This window comes from Acinetobacter sp. MD2(2019), assembly GCF_035615615.1.
In the GTDB taxonomy this organism is placed as follows: domain Bacteria; phylum Pseudomonadota; class Gammaproteobacteria; order Pseudomonadales; family Moraxellaceae; genus Acinetobacter.
In genome coordinates this window covers 1-20,307 of sequence record NZ_VTDU01000026.1, presented here as the reverse complement: position 1 = coordinate 20,307, position 20,307 = coordinate 1, and the positions used below count along the sequence as shown (strand labels likewise).

Genomic DNA, 20,307 nt, shown 5'->3' with positions numbered 1-20,307 from the left:
TTAAAACTGACGTGGTTGAAAATGTTCAGTTGGGTTCTTATCTTTTATTCTTGCAATACGACTATTTTTACCAAGAATGAGTTTGAGTTGCCAGAGTTTTTCTAAGTAAAGTGTTTTACAGGTTGATAAATGCAACATGGATTGTAAAACCTGTTTCGACGCCGAGATGGCATCGGGCGAGCGCAGGGCAATTTCATCGGCTAAGGCTTGGGCTTGGGCTAAAGGATGTTCCGATAAATGACTCACAAGCCCAATCGATTTAGCATATTCGCCATTAAAAATACGTGCGGTGTAGGTTAATTCTTTAATGGTGTCGATGGGCACTAAGCCGCGTAGGCTTTGACTAATGCCCATGTCTGGCACCAATCCCCAGCGACTTTCCATAATTGAAAGTTGAGTGGTGGGGTGGCAAATGCGAAAATCGGCAGCCAGTGCCAATTGTAAGCCTGCACCAAAGCAATAACCTTCAATTGCGCAAATTACAGGTACCGGTAAGTCTTGCCAGATTAAGCAGGCTTTTTGGAATAAACTTTGGCTGGGTTTAATCAGTTCCCAAAGCGCAAAGGCACGTTTTGCTGGGGCATTTAAATCGGCAAGGTCAATACCTGCACTAAAGATCTGTGCATCGCCAGTTAAAATGACTGCGCGCAGTTGCCGATCTTTTTTGAGCGTTTTGGCGGCATTGTACAGTTCTTGTAATAAAGCAAAGTTCATCGCATTGCGCTTTTCGGGTCGACTTAAATAAATCGTCACAATATGGTTGTTATTTTCTATGCGTAAGAGGCTCATGTCATATCCTTGAACAATGGTCTAACGAGAGATTAACAGGTTTTTATTTGCAGCGAATGGACAGCACAGTCAGTTTCAAAAATGACCGTGCTGCCAAATTTATTTTATTGCTTTAGATGCGATTGCGCGGCATCTTTGGTGCGGCTGATAACTAAGATGAGTTCATCAAAGCGTTTTAATACGTTTTGAATAAAGGCATCGTCAGCACGGCGTTGTTCTTTACGCAACAATGAAACAAATTGTTCAAAATCTCCCGTCACTTGTTGCAGTTTCGGTGTGCCCACATAACGGGTAGCGCCATAAAGACGATGTAACACATGCTCAAGTTGAGGGAAATCTTCTAGTTCAATCAGTTGTTGAATTTCATCGAGTTCAGTTTTAAAACTGTCGATCAGCATTTGCAGCAGGTCTAAAGCCAAATCTTCTTTGTTGGCGGCCAATTTTAGACTCAGTTGCCAGTCTAAAATTTCGGTGTCAATTTCATGATTGGTTTTGCCGAGCGTTAAACCTAAATGCGGTGTTGTTTCAAATTGCTGATCTGTCCATTCAATTAAAATTTGGATGAGTTGTTCAATTTGGATAGGTTTAGACACGTAGTCATCCATTCCAACCGCCAGTAATTTTTGTTTTTCATCGGCCAATGCATGCGCGGTGAGGGCAATAATTGGGAAGCGAACATCTTCAAAGGTCGATTCAAGCGAGCGAATGGCGCGTGTGGTATCTACTCCCGACATGACTGGCATTTGAATATCCATGAAAATTAAATCAAATGGTTTTTGCTTTTGGTCTAATTGTTGTTGAATGAGGGTGATGGCATCCTGACCACTCAAGGCCTTGGTGGTTTTGACGTTTAATTCACCCAATAAGGCTTCAAGAACAATCAGGTTGGGTAAGTGGTCATCGACAGCAAGGATATGTAAGCCTTGTCCATCAAAAGACTGCGGTTCTTCATCTTCAAAATGAACTTGGTTGTTCAGTAATTGTATCAGCGCTTGTCTGCTTAGCGGTTGATACAACGCCGTTGCTCTAAATTCGCCCAGCATGTTCGGGTCAACCGACATTTGATAGCCATACACGGCAAGGTTGCCTTGGTAGCGACTGCGAATTTCTTTGAGTAACGCGTAGGTGTCGCCACCATGATCCACAATAACCCAAATATGTTCATGGCTGTCTAAATTATTCAGACGGCTGAATAAGTCTAACAGCGAAACAGCTTCGGTATGTTGTACATGGTAATTTTCTAAATAATGACGCAATACATTGGCCGATGCTGGATGCGATAAGAAAGACACCACATGCACATGTTGGAAATTAACCTCGAGCGGTTCTTGTTCTTCATCGACCAAGAAGCGTGCGCTAAACCAGAATGTCGAGCCTTTTTCGGTTGGTGCGCGTTCTTGGTTATCTTCAAAACCAATTTGACCATGCATGAGTTGGACAAGTTGTTTAGAAATGGCTAAGCCTAATCCTGTACCGCCAAATTGACGCGTAACAGAGGCATCACCTTGAGAGAATGATTCAAATAATTTTTTACGATCGTTGCCATGCACACCAATGCCGCTGTCTTGCACACTAAAGTGAATGGTGGCTGCGCCAATGTCGTCATGCTCCATGCGTGCACGAACAATAATTTCACCTTCAGGGGTGAATTTAATCGCATTGGAAATTAAGTTGGTCAAAATTTGCTTAAAGCGTAAAACATCCCCAATCACTTGATGGGGCAAGTTGTGTGCAAAATAGAAGGCAATATTAATATTTTTTTGTGAAGCCAATGGCGAAAGCATGTCCATGGCATCGAACATGGCATTTTCAAGCTCAAAAGGCGCATTTTCAAGTTCAAGTTTACCGGCATCAATTTTAGAAAAATCCAGTACATCGTTAATCAGTGCCAATAAATGTGCCGACGATTTTCGGATGGTTTGTAAGTATAAATTTTGCTCTGTGTTTAAGTTGTTTTGGCGCAGCATTAAATGAATGAAGCCATCAATACTGTTTAGCGGTGTACGTAATTCATGGCTAATGTTGGCCAGAAAAACTGACTTAGATTGGTTGGCAGAAATGGCCTGGTCGCGTGCTTGGCGATAAGTAATGTTCTGAACTTCTAAGGTGTCTAACGTGCGGCGTAAGTCATCTTCGGTTTGTTCAGTATGGTCTTTTAATTCTAAGAAACTGTAATGTAAGCGTTTAAGTAAATTGGCAATGTCTTTTTGCAGCAGGCGTAATTCACCACTACTATTGAGCGCCACAGGCTGATCAAGATTATCTGCATTAAGCCGTTGTAATTGCATGCGAATTTCATACAGTGGTGCAATCCAGCGCCGCGTGTAAAAATTTAAGCACATCATTAGCAGCAATAAAGTAATAAATACCGTAATAATTAAAACCGTTAAAACCCGATAATGCGCTAATTCTAAGGGTTTGTTGTCCAATTCAATTAATAGCCAGCTCGATTGAGTCGAACTTGGCGACAGTTTAATGGCATAAACCGAGTTGTGATGAATATGGATGGGGCCAATAAAAGTACTACTGGTTTCAATTTTCGGCCATGCTTGCTTGGCCTGATAACCAATACTCAGTTGGGTGTTGCCATCGGCATCGGCAATGCTGGCACGTTGTAAATAAGCTTCATTCAGCATGCGCAGCAAAATCATTTGTGCTTTGGCGGCCGATTTTGGATCTTTTTCTAGGCTATAGGCTAGCAATTCCGCAGTTTTTTGATAACGCGATAAAATCGCAATCGCCACATGGCGTTGTTGACTACGTGCAGATGAGGCAGTTTCTTGAATCACCAAGGTGCTGCCCACCGCGGCAATAATGGCAATAGGAATAAAAATCAGGGCAACCAACTGCCCATAAGCATGGTTGAGCTGCAAACGTTGGAAGATGGATTTTTTTAGTTTCGCCATGATTGCTGCAAATTATTCTGAATCTCGCTGCATATTAGCATGTTTTTTTAACGGAATTCTGTTTGGCTTGGCACGAGAAAAATCAGGAAAGGAGTGCAGTTGTGCGCATTTTTCCATACAATAGGTGTACCTAAATTAAGGTGTAGGCTATGAGCAACCTCAATCCAAATTTTTTCGCAGATGAATTTTTATTAGATCATTATGTGGGGAAAACCCCATTGGTTCGATTACAGCGATTAGGTTGTAGGACTCAGGCTACGGTGCTGGCTAAGTTAGAAGGCAATAATCCTGCTGGTTCAGTAAAAGACCGCCCAGCGTATAACATGATTTTACAAGCCGAAAAACGTGGTGATATTCAAGCGGGCGATACCTTAATTGAAGCCACCAGTGGCAATACTGGAATTGCTTTGGCCATGGTGGCGGCCATGCGCGGTTATAAAATGAAATTAATTATGCCCGATAACATGAGCCAAGAACGTAAAGATGCGATGCTGGCATATGGCGCAGAATTAATTGAAGTGACGCAGCAACAAGGCATGGAAGGCGCACGTGATTTAGCCATGCAAATGCAACAACGTGGTGAAGGCATTGTATTAAATCAATTTGGTAATCCAGATAACTCAGAAGCCCATTATTTAACCACTGGCCCCGAAATTTGGGCGCAAACGGGTGGAAAAGTTACCCATTTTGTCAGTTCAATGGGAACCACAGGCACCATTATGGGCGTGTCAAAATATCTGAAACAACAAAATCCAGATATTCAAATTGTGGGCTTACAGCCGTGTGAAGGCGCAAGCATTGCAGGCATTCGCCGTTGGCCAAAAGAATATTTACCTACAATTTTTGATCCATCACGCGTCGATCGTATTATTGATATTCCGCAAATTGAAGCAGAAAAAATGATGCGTCAATTGGCGAAAAAAGAAGGCATTGCTGCCGGAACGTCCTCGGGTGGGGCGGTTTGGGCGGCGCTAAAAATTGCCGAAGAACAACCCGATGCGGTTATCGTATGTATTATTTGCGATCGTGCAGACCGTTATTTATCTACAGGATTATTTTCTGTAAAAGATGACGAATAAATAGTTCGAGGTTGGATGTGCGATTACCCATTTTAGTATTTGATATTGAAACCATCACCGATTTAAAGGCTGGGGCAAATTTATATCAGTTGCACGGCTTGTCGGACGATGATGTCGAATCGGCATTAAATAAATTGCGTCGCCAAGACAGCGGAACCGATTTTCAGCGCTTACCGTTACATGAAATTGTCTGTATTTCGGGATTATGGGTCGATGAAAAAGGTTTTAAATTGTTTTCATTTAGCCAAGCCGATTACAGCGAAGCTGAATTACTACAAAAGTTTTTATCTATTTTTGAGAAAAGAACGCCTATACTGGTCAGTTGGAATGGAATTCAGTTCGATTTACCCGTAATTTTATTCCGTACCATGCTGCATGGCTTGTCTGCCCCGAATTTATTCGATCAGGGCGAGTTGAATCGCCAGAAGCGCTTTAGTAATTATCAAAACCGTTATCATCAGCAACATGTCGACTTAATGGACGCAATGGCGATGTTTAATGGCCGTAACTTTCAAAAGTTAGACGAAATTGCTCAGCTTCTCGGTTTTCCGGGCAAGCGCCAAGATGCAGGGTATCTGGTTCCTCAACAAATTAAGCAGCAGGCTTGGGCCGATTTAACCGCATATTGCGAAGGCGATGTGTTAAACACATGGCTTATTTATTTACGTTGGATGTTGCTAAAAGGACAATTGTTGCGTGAAGATCATCAGCAATTGGTCGTAAATACTATTGCCTTTTTACGCACACAACCGCAACATCAGCATTTTTTAACTCTTTGGGAAAGCAATGCTCAAGCGACCACATTCAGTGCGAGCGCATTCTCTATTTAATTATTCATTTAGGTATAAATTTGAAAGCGCAAATTAAATCTCGTTCAGCAAAACCGCTAGGACGTTATGTTTTTCAGGTGGATTCACTTTCACATGAAGGGCGAGGTATTGCACTTTATCAGGCCGATTTAGAACATCCTGAAGCGGCGTATGGCAAAAAAGTATTTATTCAATTTGCGTTACCTGGTGAGCAGGTTCGCGCACAAATCACCCATCAATCAAAACGTTTAGATGAAGCCGATGCGATTGAAATTTTAAGTCAGCCATCTAAAGACCGTGTTGAACCTATATGCCAGCATTTTGAACTTTGCGGTGGGTGTAATTTGCAACATATGCATGCAGATGCGCAAATTGCGTTTAAACAACAAGTTCTAGATTCTCACCTTACTCATTTTGCCGGTGTGCAACCGGAACAATGGTTAACTGCTGTGCGTTCACAGCGAACTGATTATCGTTGTCGTGCGCGGGTGGGCGTGCGTTATGTGCCTAAATTAGGTCGTTTGGTGTTTGGGTTTCGAGCCAGAAATAGCAATCGTTTGGTCGATATTCAAGAATGTCCGGTGTTAGACCAGACCTTAGGCGCGCAGCTTCCTACATTAAAAAAAGTTCTTGAAACGCTTAAAGCCAAAGCCGATATTGGTCATATTGAACTGGCCATGGGCGATGCTGAAATTGCCTTGTTGGTACGACATACGGCTGAATTAAGTCAGGCAGATCGCACCAAACTTTTAACGTTTGCCCAAGCACAAAATTGGCAATTGTACTTGCAATCGGGGCGTGCAGAGACGTTAAAACGCATTGATCAAACGGATGCATCGCCGCGCTTACATTATAGCTTGCCCGATTTTAAACTGAATTTTGCCTTTTCACCGCTCGATTTTACCCAAGTGAATGCCAGCGTGAATGCGCAAATGGTGGCGTTGGCATGTGAATTGCTGGCATTAAAACAAGGCGAGCGCGTTTTAGATCTATTTTGTGGATTGGGGAACTTTTCGTTGCCTTTGGCACGCTGTGTGGGGGAAACGGGGCAAGTAATTGCCGTTGAGGGGAGTGAAGATATGGTGTTGCGGGGCACAGAAAATGCCGTGCTGAACCATCTGAACAATATCCAGTTTTTCTCGCAAGATTTAACCCAAGATTTTTCACAGCAACCCTGGGCACAACAAGATTTTGATGCATTATTGATTGACCCGCCACGTTCAGGGGCAGATGCGGTCATGCATTATATTTCTCATTTTGGTGCAAAACGAATCGTGTATATTTCGTGTAATCCTGCAACACTTGCCCGAGATACAGGTATACTTGTCCAGCAAGGTTATACATTAAAACGAGCAGGGGTAATGGACATGTTTACGCATACAGGACATGTCGAATCGATTACTTTGTTTGAAAAAACTGAGCGAATTAACGACGCTAATGAATGACATGATAATAGGAGATCGGTATGGTCACGGTACGTGAGCAGTTACCTGAGCGACTCACTCAGTTGTCAGAAAAAACGACTGTCGAACATGCCCAACAAGCGCAGCAAGATCTAGAGGAATGGCTAGATCGCGTTCGTCATCAGTTGGATGGCGCAAAACTTGATCAACTTGAACAAGTGGCTAGGTTGACCCTAGAAAAAGAATTACAAACAACCACGCATCATCGCACCAATACCTTTTCTACAGGCATTGGTTTGGCCAATATTTTGGCGCATTTGCATGTAGATGAAGATACTTTGATTGCAGCTTTGCTGTACCGGAGTGTGCGTGAAGGCTTAACCTCTTTAGATGAAATCAAACAACGCTATGGCGAAAATATCTTAAGCTTAGTGCAAGGCACTTTGTCGATGGGTAAGTTATCCGAGCTGATTGAGAAAAACAAACGCCTAGAAGATCATTTTAATAATAATCAGCAAGAACATTTAACTGGCATTTATAAAATGCTGATTTCGGTCACCGAAGATGTTCGTGTGGTTTTAATTAAACTTGCAGAACGAACCTACGAGCTTCGAGAACTTGCAAAATCTCCAAAAGAACGACAAGAACGTGTTGCTCGCGAAATCTTAACCATTTATGCGCCACTTGCGCATCGTTTAGGCATTGCCCAATTAAAATGGGAGCTTGAAGACTTAGCCTTTCGTTATTTAGCACCTGAACGCTATAAAGAAATTGCAACTTTACTCAATGAAAAACGTTTAGAGCGTGAGCAGTACATTCAATCGGTCATGAATCGTTTAAAAACCGAGCTTGCGGACATTGGCATTGAAGCGGACATTAAAGGCCGTGTGAAGCATATTTACTCAATTTACCGAAAAATGAAGAGTAAAAACCTCAGCTTCGATCAGTTGTACGATATTCGTGCATTGCGTGTTTTAGTGAAAGATGTACCTGAGTGTTATCACGTTTTAGGCATTGTTCATCAAATTTGGCGGCATATTCCGCATCAGTTTGATGACTATATTACTAATCCTAAAGCCAATGGTTATCGCTCGTTACACACCGCAGTTATTGCTGAAAACCGTTCTTTAGAAGTGCAAATTCGTACGCATGATATGCACGAAGAGGCGGAGCTTGGGGTTTGTTCGCACTTTAACTACAAAGAAGGCGCGAAAACCACAGATTTTTCTTTTAATCATCGCTTACATTCATTACGTGCGGTGCTTGAGCATTATCAAGAGCGTAACGAAAGCAGCGCACATCCCAAAGATGAAGATGATTTTGAAAAGCTGCAAGATTTTGAAGATTTTGAAAAAATCTATGTGTTTAGCCGAGATGGCGACATTAAAGAGTTGCCACGCGGTTCTACGGTTTTAGATTTTGCTTATCACGTACATACCCAAGTTGGAAACAAGTGCTACGCTGCGCGAGTGAATCAGCGCTATGTGCCACTCACCTATGCGTTAAAAACTGGCGAGCAAGTTGAAATTTTAACCAAAAAAGACCGCGAACCGAACCGCGATTGGTTGGTGAATTCTTTAGGTTACATTAAAACTTCGCGTGCACGCGATAAGCTGCGCCATTGGTTTAGACAGCAAGATCGGAGTAAAAATTTAGAAGTTGGGCGCGAGTTGCTCACGAAAGAATTGCAGCGTTTGGCGATTCATCCGAAAAGTATCGACTTAAACGAATACTGCGGCCATTTTAATTTAAAATCTGGCGAGGATGTTCTGATTGCATTGGTGAATGGTGACATTAGTCTGCATGCGCTGATGAATCAGGTGAATCGACATATGAATATCGATCAGGATGAGCCTGAATTGGTATTGAAGCCGGCATTGAATCCGCGTGCAAGTCATACCTTGTCTGCGCATGGCATTTTAATTGACGGTTTGGATAATGTTGAGTTACATATCGCACAGTGTTGTCAGCCGGTACATGGCGAACCGATTGGCGGCTACATTACATTAAACCGTGGTGTGAGCATTCATAAAGTTGCTTGTCCCGATTACGTGCGCATGATTAGCCAAGAACCTGAACGGGCTGTCGATGCCGATTGGGAATTGCAACCGACTCGGGGGCAAAGTGTGCAAATCGTGGTGGAAGCGTATGACCGTCGTGGTTTATTGCGCGATTTAACCCAAGTGATTTTTGCAGACCAAATTAATATCCGTCAGGTCAACACCATTTCAGAAGCCGATGGCATTGCCAACATGAAACTGCTGATTGAAGTGAAAGGGCTGTCGCAATTGTCACGACTATTGGCACGTTTAGAACAACAACCGGGCATTATTAGCGCGCGGCGCTTGGTGCAAGGAAATTAATAAACACCGACACCCGATTGAGGCCACAGCCCAATCGGGTGTTTTTATTTAAGTTGGTTTTGGGGGATAAGAATGGCAATTGAACAACTTTTGGCATTGATGCAAGAATTACGCGAAAAATGTCCGTGGGATCGAAAACAAAGTCCGCAAAGTTTGACAAAATATGCCATAGAAGAAGCTTACGAAGTTGAAGATGCCATTCGAACAGGCCATTTAAACGAAATTAAAAATGAACTGGGCGATTTACTGCTACAAGTGGTGTTCCAATCGCAGATGTATCAAGAACAAGGCGCATTTAATTTTAACGATGTGGTTGATGCCCTCATGGAAAAGTTGATTCGGCGGCATCCACATGTTTTTGATGCAGAGCACTATGCACAATTGTCGAGTGAAGATGTCACAGCGTTATGGCAAAAAATTAAGCAACAAGAAAAACAAGGCAAGGTGCAGTCAATATTAGATGACGTTAAACATGGGCCTGCCATTGTGCAAGCAGAGCAAATCCAAAACGTTGCAGCGCAGGTTGGTTTTGATTTTTCAAATGCTTGCGATGCAATGACCAAATTTGACGAAGAGTGGTCGGAATTACAACAAGCCATTCATAGCCAAGATCACGCAGAGATTGAAGCTGAATTTGGGGATTGCGTGTTTTCCTTAATTAATGTGGGACGTAAATTAGGACTGTCTGGCGAAATGGCATTATTGCAAACCAATCGGAAATTTAGACGCCGTTTTGCCTATATAGAAACGCAAGCCAAAGCACAGGGCAAGCAGATTCAAGCTTTAAGTTTGGATGACATGGATGCGTTCTGGAATCAGGCCAAACAACAAGAGCAACAATAGAGAATGCTATGAAAAGAACCATTTTTGCGCTGTTATCTTTGACATTAATACATTCGGCCAGTGCTTCGAGTGGTGAAAGTTTTGACCAGAAATATCAGCATTGGCGTAACTCACAGCACAGCGTTCAAGCAAATTCGAGTGCTTTGTCCAACAAACAGCCCAGCCAACAGGTCTCGCTGAATCAGGCTTCGGCGTTGGAATTACAGCAAAAATTAACTGGCATTGGTGAGAAAAAAGCCCAAGCGATTATTCAATATCGTCAACAACATGGAAAATTTAACCAAATTGATGAATTAAAGAATATAAAGGGCATTGGAGAGAAACTTTTTGAAAAAAATCGTAATAAATTACGTTTATAATAAAGCTTGTCATGCATAGTCGATGAGCACTGCAAAGTTTAGGTGTAATATTCAAATTGCCCTTTGCAGGTTGATGCACTATGATGAGCGACGATTCATAATATTAACTCCAGACGTAGGAGAAAGCGTCTTTTGCACACCTTACGCGCGTCAAAATATGGTTTATCCATCAAACAATTACCATCTTCCATTGTAGAAGTCATCGATGCTTTAACCAAAGCAGGATATAACGCATACATTGTTGGAGGCGGAGTTCGTGACTTAATGCTCGGACTACAACCAAAAGACTTTGATGCGGTAACCAATGCCACGCCTGCTCAAGTAAAAGAAGTTTTTGGTCGACGTTGCCGCATTATTGGCCGACGTTTCGAGTTGGCACATGTGTATGTTGGCCGAGATTTAATTGAGGTTGCAACGTTCCGAGCGCCACCTAAAAAAGCCGTGACCAGTGCACAAGGGATGATCCTGCGTGACAATAACTGGGGCACTATAGAACAAGATTTTGTCCGCCGTGATTTTTCAATTAATGCGATGTATTATCAGCCACGCAAAGGCGAAATTTTAGACTTTTGCGATGCAATTCAGGACGTAAGCAAGAAAACTTTACGCCTGCTTGGCGATCCGGCGTTACGTTTTGAAGAAGATCCTGTGCGTATGCTGCGTACGTTACGTTTTTCGGCCAAATTAAACTTTCATATTGCGCCTGAAATTCTAGACGTATTTACGCCAGAGATGACGCAATTACTACGCGATGTATCGCCACACCGTTTGTACGATGAGTCACAAAAATTATTTACCATGGGGCATTTACAGCGCGTATTGCCTTTGTTAATTGATTTTGGCATTTGGAAGCAATTGTTTGCAGAAGTGCGTCCTAAAGTGACTACCTTTATTGAACTTGCGGCAAAAAATACCGATCAGCGTATTCAAATTGGAAAAACCATTAATCCTGCATTTTTCTATGCGGTGTTATTGTGGGAAAAATTCTTAGAACGCTGTGATGAATATCTTAAAAAAGGCATTGTTCCTGCTGAAGCACGGGCGCAAGCCTCTTTAGATGTGTTAAAGCGTCAATCGACTCGTACCGTCATTCCTCGTTTTGCTGAAACCTTTATTCGCGAAGTGTGGGAAATGCAAACCCGATTGCTGAATCCAAAACCACAGCAAATTCAGGCGTTGGCTGGACACGCACGTTTCCGTGCTGGTTTTGACTTTTTATTGTTGCGTGAAAAAGCGGGTGACCTTAGCACCGAAGGAATGGGGCAATGGTGGGATGCTTATCAAACCTTAACGAATGATGAAAAAGAAAAAGCCATTGCACAGTATAATCGCGGTCGGGCGAAAAAACGCCGTACTGCCACAGTTAGCGATGAAGCTGAAACACAGACTGAAATGGCACCATTGGTTGTTGAAAGAGAAGGACGCCGTTCACGCAGTCCGTCACGTCAGCGCACAGAATCGGCATCGTCTACACGACGTGTTGAATCCAACCCAAGCCACGCAGCCACATCGGATATCGACCATAATCATCCTATTTTAAAACGCAAACGCGTACAGCGTGATTTAACGCAGGTGGTTTTTGGGCCAACACAATGACAGTCAAAACCTATATTGGATTAGGCAGTAATTTAGGCGATTCGTTGCATATTTTGCAGCAAGCGGTGGCTCAGTTAAAAACCATTGGTTCGGTGCGCGTGTCGAAATTATACTCTACACCACCCATGGGCCCGCAGGATCAGCCCGATTACTTAAATGCCGTGGTTGAACTTAAAACCACACTTGAACCCTTAGCACTGCTGAATTGTTTACAACAATTTGAACAAGATGCTGGACGGGTTCGTTTACGCCGTTGGGGTGAGCGAACTTTAGATTTAGACCTACTGATTTATGGTCAGCAACAGATACAGCACGAGCGGTTGATCGTGCCACATATCGGGCTTCTCGAGCGCGATTTTGTCATGATCCCGTTATTAGATTTAAATAAAGAACTTATAGTTGCACAACAGGCATTAAAAACTTCGCCCGTAGTGCAAGCATCCACATTGGTTGCCATTCAGTCGGAAGATTGGATTGATACAGCCTTGAATGTGCATGTTTAAAAAGATGTAGAGGAATAGCATGATTAGTCTCAATGATTTAAGACAATTTAAAGCGCAAGGTCGCAAATTTTCTTGTTTAACTTGCTACGATGCCAGTATGGCAAAAGTAATGCAAGTTGCAGAAATTGATAGCATTTTAATTGGCGACTCATTGGGGATGACCATACAAGGGCACGATTCGACTTTACCTGTAACGGTAGACGATATGGTCTATCACACTCAAGCTGTACGCCGTGCCAATCAGCATGCCTTCATTATGACGGATTTACCGTTTATGAGTTATGCCACACTTCCCGATGCCATTGCCAATGCGCGCGCAGTAATGCAAGCCGGCGCACAAATGGTTAAAATTGAAGGTGGCGCTTGGCTTGCCGAGACTGTAACCCATTTAACTCGAAATGGTGTGCCTGTGTGCATGCATTTGGGGTTAACGCCTCAGTCGGTGCATGTTTTTGGTGGATATAAATTACAAGCCAAAACCCGTGAAGCGGCCGACCAGTTGCTTGAAGATTGTCACGCCTTGGTTGAGGCTGGCGCGGCCATTTTATTGTTAGAATGTGTACCGGCACAATTGGGCCAAGAAGTTGCAGAAACCTTTCCGCACATTCCTGTGATTGGTATTGGCGCAGGCAATAATACCGATGGTCAAGTTTTAGTGGTACAAGACATGATTGGTTTAACCACAGGCAAACTTGCAAGATTTGTGCGTAATTTTATGACAGAACAATCGGGCGCATCGGCAATTTTAGATGCGTTTCGTGCTTATCATCAAGCAGTGCAAGACAAAAGCTTCCCAGCTGCCGAACACACTTTTCAGGTTGAGCTATAAATATGAAGACTGAAACAACTGTACAAGGTTTGGCTGCATCTTTAAATCCAACACGCCAAGCACGTAAGCTGATTGGTTTTGTGCCGACCATGGGTAATTTGCACGAAGGGCATCTGAATTTAGTCCGTGAAGCGCGTAAATTGTGTGATGTGGTGGTGGTGAGTATTTTTGTCAATCCCATTCAATTTGGGCCGAATGAAGATTTTGAAAATTACCCAAGAACCTTGGTGCAAGACAGCCAACTTCTTGCCGATGCTGGCTGCGATATTTTATTTGCGCCTAGCGTTGAGCAAATGTATGGCACTCAACCTCGCCTCACCAATATTACGGTGGGTGGCATGGCCAACGATTTATGCGGCGCGTCACGCCAAGGGCATTTTGACGGTGTTGCGGTGGTAGTAACCAAACTCTTTAACATGGTTCAGCCGAACTATGCATTTTTTGGTGAAAAAGATTACCAACAAGTTGCGGTGATTCGTCAGTTGGTACAAGACTTAAATATTCCCTTAGAAATTATTGCAGTGCCGATTGTACGCGCCGACGATGGTTTGGCCTTAAGTTCACGAAATGGTTATTTAACGGAAACACAGCGGTCGATTGCACCAAGCATCTATCAAAATTTACAACAGGCACAGCAAGCGTTACAGCAAGGTCAAGCCTTAAATGATGTGCTAGAAACAATCAAAACCAATTTAATTCAGGCCGGTTTTGAGATTGATTATGTCGAAGCGCGAACACCGCAACTAAGCGCGGTGAATCAGTTCGAGCAAGACACCATGCTGTTTGTTGCAGCAAAATTAGGAACAACGCGCTTAATTGATAATCTATTTGTCAAATATATGGGCTAAGCTCTCATTTAAAATGCTATGAGGATGGTTGCGTCATGAAACGGATACTTATTGTTACAGGTCAATCGGGCTCTGGAAAGTCTTCTGCTTTACAAGTACTTGAAGACTTGGGTTATTACTGTATTGATAATTTGCCGTTGGCGTTACTGCCTGAAATTGTGGGTAAGCTCGATCAAGAAAATAATCTTGAACAATTGGCTTTAGGGGTTGATGTTCGCAGCACCCGAGCCGATTTACAAGAATTTGACCAAGTTTTTGAACAGTTACAAAAATATGGTTCGGTCGATATTATTTACTTAACCACGCAAGACCAAGAATTGATTGCTCGTTTTAGCGCGTCACGCCGTCCACATCCTTTATCTGGACGTTGGACCAGTTTGCATGAGTGCATTCAAGAAGAAAAAGGCTTATTATTGCCGATTCAACTGCGCGCAACTGTGAACATCGACACCACAGATAAAAGTGTACATGACTTAAAACACACTTTATTATCTAAGCTTGGGCAAAGTGACAATTTGATTGTGATTTTACAATCTTTTGGGTATAAACATGGCATTCCGCTGGATGCCGACTATGTCTTTGATATTCGTCATTTGCCAAACCCACATTGGGATTTAAAATTACGCCCGCTTTCGGGTTTAGACACCCCTGTACAAAACTTTTTGAGTGGTTTTGAACAAACGGGTCAAATGTTTGAAGATATTTATCACTTCTTGGCAAAATGGTTACCGGCTTTTGCAGAAGGACACAGACACTACATTACCGTGTCTATTGGCTGTACCGGTGGACAACACCGTTCGGTTTATATGGTGGATCGACTGAAAAAAGCCCTCGAGGCGGATGATTGGTCGATTCAAGTTTTACATAGAGAAATGAAGCATTGGTCATGATTGACACCACAGTAGATGTAATTAACAAACTTGGTTTACACGCACGTGCCTCTGGCAAATTGATTGAAGTAACCACAAAATTTCGCTCTTCTATTCAAATAGGCAAGGGCGAAAAGTTAATTGATGCTAAAAATATCATGGCCTTGCTGATGCTAGGTGCAGGCAAAGGAACGACTTTGCGCCTAGTCATTGATGGTTCAGATGAAGAAAAAGCGCTTGAGGATGTTCAGGCGCTTTTTGTCGCAAAATTTTATGAGGCAGATTAAACGTGGCACGACGTCCGCAACAACGCTATACCAATGATGACTTTGAAGCTTTAGAAGGTCGTGCAAGTAAAACCGAACAAAAAAAAGCAGTGCAACGCATGGCAGCTTTAGGTGAACAACTGGCCAATCTTCCAAGTAAGAAAATTCAGCAACTTCCTGTCGATGAGCGCCTGATCGAGGCTTTACTCGATGCGCAAAGCATTACTTCGTTTGAAGCCAAACGCCGCCAATTTTTACGGGTTGGAAAGTTACTGCGTAATGAAGATGAAACAGTGATTTTATCGTATTTAACCCCGCAGCAAGGCTTAAAAAAACAAGCGCAACTTGAACGTTGGGTCGATCGCTTAATTGAGCAAGGCGACAGTGCGCTCAAAGAATTTATCAAAATGCATAATGCAACCGATCGACATACCTTGCGTCAGCATATTTTGCGTTATCATCGCGACAAAGGCTTAGAAGCAACCGATGAAGAGTTACAAGTGGCGCGTCAGCGTATTTTAAACTACGTGCAGCAAGTGGCGTTATTGTCCGATCAAGGCAAAGCCAAATAAAACATAGCGACCGCAGCCATGGTCGCTATTTTTTTAATTGAAATGTTTGACGCTGACATTTGTTGAGTAATACAAATAAATTCTTGATGATACATGGCTTATATAGCAACAAAGGTTCCTTAAAGCGCCGAAGCCGTGTAAAATTAAACAACAATTTACCCCACCGTTTTTATTTTGAGGATTTCCTCGATCATAATCTCGCGGTGATATGCTCCGATGTATGGGGCATCACTCCTTAAGGATTTTTTATGCCAATTATTACATTGCCAAATGGCGATCAAAAACAGTTTGATCAAGCTGTTTCCGTAATGGATCTTGCCCTAAGTATTGGACCAGGTCTTGCAAAAAATACGGTTGCAGGTCGTGTTAATGGTCATTTGGTTGATGCTTGTGACTTAATCACAGAAGATGCAACCGTTCAAATTATTACGCCAAAAGACGAAGAAGGCGTTGAAATTATTCGCCATTCTTGCGCGCACTTGGTTGGACATGCGGTTAAGCAATTGTTCCCTGAAGTGCAAATGGTAATTGGACCTGTGATTGAAGAAGGGTTCTATTACGATATTTTCAGTCCAAAGCCATTTACCTTAGAAGATATGGCAGCGATTGAAGCACGCATGGCAGAATTGATTAATCAAGACTACGATGTCGTTAAAAAAATGACGCCTCGTGCCGACGTGATTAAAGAATTTACTGCGCGTAATGAAACTTATAAATTACGTTTAATTGATGATATGCCAGAAGAAACCCAAATGGGCTTGTATTATCATCAAGATTATTTGGATATGTGCCGTGGTCCACACGTGCCCAACACCAAATTTTTAAAACATTTTAAATTGACTAAAATCTCGGGTGCCTATTGGCGCGGAGATGCCAAAAACGAACAATTACAACGTATTTACGGGACAGCGTGGGCTGACAAAAAACAGCTTGCTGCTTATGTAAAACGTATTGAAGAAGCCGAAAAGCGTGACCATCGTAAAATTGGTAAAGCTTTAGATTTGTTCCATATGCAAGAAGAAGCGCCGGGCATGGTATTTTGGCATCCAAATGGTTGGACCATTTACCAAGTGCTTGAACAATACATGCGTAAAGTTCAACAAGACAACGGTTACCTTGAAATTCGTACCCCACAAATTGTCGACTTTACCCTGTGGGAAAAGTCAGGACATGCTGCAAACTATGCAGACAACATGTTTACCACGCATTCTGAAAGCCGTAACTACGCAGTTAAACCAATGAACTGCCCATGTCACGTGCAAGTCTTTAATCAAGGCTTAAAGTCTTACCGTGACTTGCCAATTCGTTTGGCCGAGTTTGGTTCATGTCATCGTAACGAACCATCGGGTTCTTTACACGGCATTATGCGTGTACGTGGTTTTACTCAAGATGACGCGCATATTTTCTGTACCAAAGAACAAATTGGTCAAGAAGTTGCAGACTTTATCAAACTGACGTTAGATGTTTATAAAGACTTCGGCTTTGAAGATGTGCAAATGAAACTCTCAACACGTCCGGAAAAACGTGTCGGTGATGATGCACTTTGGGATATCGCAGAAAAATCTTTAGCAGATGCTTTAGATGCAGCCGGTTTAGATTGGCAAGAACAGCCGGGTGAAGGCGCGTTTTATGGTCCAAAAATTGAATTCTCACTCAAAGACTGCTTAGGTCGGATTTGGCAATGCGGTACAATTCAGTGTGACTTTAACTTGCCAGAGCGTTTAGATGCATCTTTTGTAACGGAAGATAACGAACGCGATCAACCCGTTATGTTACATCGTGCAATTCTTGGCAGTTTTGAGCGTTTTATTGGTATACTTATTGAACACTATGCTGGTTTTATGCCACCTTGGTTAACACCAATTCAAGCTTGCGTCATGAATATTACTGACTCGCAAGCCGAAGCGTGTGAACAAGTGGTGGCAAAACTCAAAGAAAATGGCCTTCGTGCAATTTCAGACTTGAGAAATGAGAAAATCGGCTTTAAGATTCGTGAGCGTACACTTGAGCGTATTCCGTACCTTTTAGTATTAGGTGACCGTGAGGTTGAGGAAGGTACTGTTAATGTTCGTACTCGCTCAGGAACAAATTTAGGTACTATGTCAATTGATGCATTTATTGACTTGGTGAAATCTGCCGTAGCCGAACGTGGCCGGTACATTGTGGAGTAAGAAAGATTAAACAGCCTGAACGTAACCAACAACAAGGTGGTAAAAGCAACCGTCCTGCATTAAATGACGAGATTAAAGCGAAAGAAGTTCGTCTTGTTGCTGCAGATGGCGAGCAAAGAGGCATTGTTTCACTTGCAGAAGCATTGCGCGCTGCAGAAGAATCTGATCTTGACCTCGTTGAGATTGTTGCAAATGCAGAGCCACCTGTTTGTAAAATCATGGATTTCAACAAGCACTTGTTTGACTTAAAACAAAAGCAAAAAGAAGCCAAGAAAAAGCAACATCAAGTGCAAGTGAAAGAAATTAAACTACGTCCTGCAACGGATGTGGGCGATTACCAAGTGAAATTGCGTGCGATTTTAAAGTTCCTTGAAGAAGGCAACAAAGTTAAAATCACTTTGCGTTTCCGTGGTCGTGAAATGGCCCATCAACAACTTGGTTTGGCTCAACTGCAAAAAGTTGAAGCTGACGTGGTTGATTATGGTGTTGTGGAACAAGCGCCAAAAATGGAAGGTCGCCAAATGGGTATGTTACTTGGACCGAAAAAGAAAAAGTAATTCCCCATTCATCCAAAAAACGCAGCTTAACCGCTGCGTTTTTTTATGTTTGTTTAACCGAGATTGAAAATACGTTGAGTCGCACCCAAATCATGAAATATGTATGGGGAGAAAAATATGAAACAGATTGATGGTGCTGAACAGCTTGCACATATTAATCAGAAAGTGATTGAAAAAGGGCAGGTACTTCCAGCTGTTAAGCTTACAGATGGTACACAGGTTCAAACGGGTACAGTCGCCACATTATTGCATAATATTGTGCTTTATAATGCTGGTGAGCGAGGTCTAGTCGAGCAGGAACTCATTTTAGCGATTCCAACTTTGTTTAAAGTGGGGTTGTTTGATTTATTTTCTGTCGAAGAGTGGATGATCGGTGAAAATCAAGGTCGAAAATTTGTAGGTCAACACGCCAAACACTATCAAAATAGCCAAAAGTTAAACATAAAATAAAAATGAGCGGCTTATTTTATGATGTCCTTTAAGGTTCTTAAGAATAGTCACTGTTAAAATACATGAATTTTATACTTTTAGCGCATGGCAAGCACCGTGTTAAAAGCGTATATAAAGACTTGAACATAGAAAAATAGGATAAGCAGGTATTTTATGATAGACCTATATTATTGGGGTACTCCCAATGGACAAAAAATTAGCATTGCCCTTGAAGAAATGGGATTGGCATATCAAATCTTTCCAATCAATATTTCTGAAAATGATCAGTTCCAACCTGATTTTTTAAAGATTTCTCCGAACAATAAAATTCCTGCCATTGTTGATCAGGATGGACCGAATCAACAACCGATTTCAATTTTTGAATCGGGCGCGATTTTGCAATATTTGGGACGTAAAACAGGATTATTTTATCCGACCAATGAACAAAAGCGCGTTGAAGTCGAGCAATGGCTAATGTGGCAAATGGGCGGTTTTGGACCCATGTTGGGGCAAAATCATCATTTTAGTCAGTTCGCAAAAGAAAAAATTCCTTATGCAATCGAGCGTTATGTAGGCGAAACCAAACGTTTGTATGCTGTTTTAGAACAGCAATTGGTTGGGCAAGATTATGTTGCTGGTGAATATTCAATTGCGGATATGGCTATTTTTCCGTGGATTTTGCGCCACGAATGGCAGAGCATTAATTTAGATGATTTTCCGAATATCAAGGCTTATGCCGCACGTATAAAACAGCGGCCAGCCGTGCAGAAAGCATTGGCGATTCAATTGAAATAAGCGACCGTTAGGTGGCTATTGCTATGGTATTTATTTGATTGATGCTGAGTTTTTTAACCTTGTTTTTTGCTGCTTTTGGTGCAGCAACATTATTGCCGCTTCAGTCCGAAGCGGTTTTATTTTCGGTGGTGTTTCAAAAAGTATGCTGAAATAAAAAAACAGGTAAGAATTTGATACTATAGAGAAATGCTAATCACTCTACACATCAAATGTCCTACCTGCCTGAGCGACAGTATAAAGAAAAATGGCATAAAAGTGGATGGTAAACAAAATTACCAATGCAAAATATGTAAACGTCAGTTTATCGGTGATCATGCACTC

At 42.3% G+C, this 20,307-nt stretch carries 20 protein-coding genes and 1 pseudogene; 19 read left to right on the top strand and 2 right to left on the bottom strand.

The window, feature by feature from the left end:
* Together I2F62_RS11570 and I2F62_RS11565 are read right to left on the bottom strand one after the other, a co-directional pair.
* Complete coding sequence (locus I2F62_RS11570) at positions 1 to 789, bottom strand: crotonase/enoyl-CoA hydratase family protein (protein WP_324627158.1); 789 nt, start codon at positions 787 to 789, stop codon at positions 1 to 3.
* A 104-nt stretch (positions 790 to 893) separates the two neighbouring features.
* Positions 894 to 3,695, bottom strand: a complete 2,802-nt coding sequence (locus I2F62_RS11565; RefSeq protein ID WP_324627157.1) for an ATP-binding protein — start codon at positions 3,693 to 3,695, stop codon at positions 894 to 896.
* 149 nt (positions 3,696 to 3,844) lie between these two features.
* Between I2F62_RS11565 and cysM the strand changes: the two genes are divergently transcribed.
* The 19 genes and pseudogenes from cysM to I2F62_RS11470 form a co-directional block, all read left to right on the top strand.
* Entirely contained in the window at positions 3,845 to 4,774 is a 930-nt protein-coding gene (gene cysM, locus I2F62_RS11560; protein WP_324627156.1) for a cysteine synthase CysM, read from the top strand.
* Between the two features lie 11 nt (positions 4,775 to 4,785).
* Complete coding sequence (locus I2F62_RS11555; RefSeq protein ID WP_324627155.1) at positions 4,786 to 5,604, top strand: 3'-5' exonuclease; 819 nt, start codon at positions 4,786 to 4,788, stop codon at positions 5,602 to 5,604.
* Positions 5,605 to 5,624: 20 nt separating this feature from the next.
* A complete protein-coding gene (gene rlmD / locus I2F62_RS11550) occupies positions 5,625 to 7,028 on the top strand; it encodes a 23S rRNA (uracil(1939)-C(5))-methyltransferase RlmD (RefSeq protein WP_324627154.1) in 1,404 nt (467 codons plus the stop codon).
* A gap of 20 nt (positions 7,029 to 7,048) precedes the next feature.
* Positions 7,049 to 9,349: a bifunctional (p)ppGpp synthetase/guanosine-3',5'-bis(diphosphate) 3'-pyrophosphohydrolase gene (locus I2F62_RS11545; RefSeq protein ID WP_324627153.1), complete on the top strand. Its 2,301-nt coding sequence runs from the start codon at positions 7,049 to 7,051 to the stop codon at positions 9,347 to 9,349.
* A 78-nt stretch (positions 9,350 to 9,427) separates the two neighbouring features.
* Positions 9,428 to 10,192, top strand: a complete 765-nt coding sequence (gene mazG / locus I2F62_RS11540; protein ID WP_324627168.1) for a nucleoside triphosphate pyrophosphohydrolase — start codon at positions 9,428 to 9,430, stop codon at positions 10,190 to 10,192.
* 8 nt (positions 10,193 to 10,200) lie between these two features.
* The gene (locus tag I2F62_RS11535) at positions 10,201 to 10,551 is read left to right on the top strand and encodes a ComEA family DNA-binding protein (RefSeq protein WP_324627152.1); all 351 of its coding nucleotides are present in this window, start codon (positions 10,201 to 10,203) and stop codon (positions 10,549 to 10,551) included.
* A 132-nt stretch (positions 10,552 to 10,683) separates the two neighbouring features.
* Positions 10,684 to 12,147: a polynucleotide adenylyltransferase PcnB gene (pcnB, locus tag I2F62_RS11530; RefSeq protein WP_324627151.1), complete on the top strand. Its 1,464-nt coding sequence runs from the start codon at positions 10,684 to 10,686 to the stop codon at positions 12,145 to 12,147.
* Complete coding sequence (gene folK / locus I2F62_RS11525; RefSeq protein ID WP_324627150.1) at positions 12,144 to 12,650, top strand: 2-amino-4-hydroxy-6-hydroxymethyldihydropteridine diphosphokinase; 507 nt, start codon at positions 12,144 to 12,146, stop codon at positions 12,648 to 12,650. Before pcnB ends, folK begins: the two co-directional genes overlap by 4 nt.
* A gap of 19 nt (positions 12,651 to 12,669) precedes the next feature.
* Positions 12,670 to 13,479 (top strand): 3-methyl-2-oxobutanoate hydroxymethyltransferase, encoded by an 810-nt coding sequence (gene panB / locus I2F62_RS11520; RefSeq protein WP_324627149.1) that lies wholly within the window; start codon positions 12,670 to 12,672, stop codon positions 13,477 to 13,479.
* Positions 13,480 to 13,481: 2 nt separating this feature from the next.
* Positions 13,482 to 14,327 (top strand): pantoate--beta-alanine ligase, encoded by an 846-nt coding sequence (panC, locus tag I2F62_RS11515; RefSeq protein ID WP_324627148.1) that lies wholly within the window; start codon positions 13,482 to 13,484, stop codon positions 14,325 to 14,327.
* 35 nt (positions 14,328 to 14,362) lie between these two features.
* Positions 14,363 to 15,217, top strand: a complete 855-nt coding sequence (rapZ, locus tag I2F62_RS11510; protein WP_324627147.1) for an RNase adapter RapZ — start codon at positions 14,363 to 14,365, stop codon at positions 15,215 to 15,217.
* Positions 15,214 to 15,483, top strand: a complete 270-nt coding sequence (locus tag I2F62_RS11505; RefSeq protein WP_324627146.1) for an HPr family phosphocarrier protein — start codon at positions 15,214 to 15,216, stop codon at positions 15,481 to 15,483. The genes rapZ and I2F62_RS11505 overlap by 4 nt, the downstream gene beginning before the upstream one ends.
* 2 nt (positions 15,484 to 15,485) lie before the next feature.
* A complete protein-coding gene (gene yjgA / locus I2F62_RS11500) occupies positions 15,486 to 16,034 on the top strand; it encodes a ribosome biogenesis factor YjgA (RefSeq protein ID WP_324627145.1) in 549 nt (182 codons plus the stop codon).
* A 248-nt stretch (positions 16,035 to 16,282) separates the two neighbouring features.
* On the top strand, positions 16,283 to 18,205 hold the full coding sequence (gene thrS / locus I2F62_RS11495; protein ID WP_324627144.1) for a threonine--tRNA ligase: 1,923 nt from the start codon (positions 16,283 to 16,285) through the stop codon (positions 18,203 to 18,205).
* A gap of 5 nt (positions 18,206 to 18,210) precedes the next feature.
* On the top strand, positions 18,211 to 18,762 hold the full coding sequence (infC, locus tag I2F62_RS11490; protein ID WP_324627167.1) for a translation initiation factor IF-3: 552 nt from the start codon (positions 18,211 to 18,213) through the stop codon (positions 18,760 to 18,762).
* 117 nt (positions 18,763 to 18,879) lie between these two features.
* A complete protein-coding gene (locus I2F62_RS11485) occupies positions 18,880 to 19,212 on the top strand; it encodes a DUF7709 family protein (RefSeq protein ID WP_324627143.1) in 333 nt (110 codons plus the stop codon).
* A gap of 153 nt (positions 19,213 to 19,365) precedes the next feature.
* Entirely contained in the window at positions 19,366 to 19,986 is a 621-nt protein-coding gene (locus I2F62_RS11480; protein WP_324627142.1) for a glutathione S-transferase family protein, read from the top strand.
* A 41-nt stretch (positions 19,987 to 20,027) separates the two neighbouring features.
* Positions 20,028 to 20,123, top strand: a pseudogene (locus I2F62_RS11475) (DedA family protein); the annotation flags it as partial.
* 49 nt (positions 20,124 to 20,172) lie between these two features.
* Positions 20,173 to 20,307: transposase-like zinc-binding domain-containing protein (locus I2F62_RS11470; protein WP_324626742.1), on the top strand; the 135-nt coding region annotated here is incomplete at its 3' end.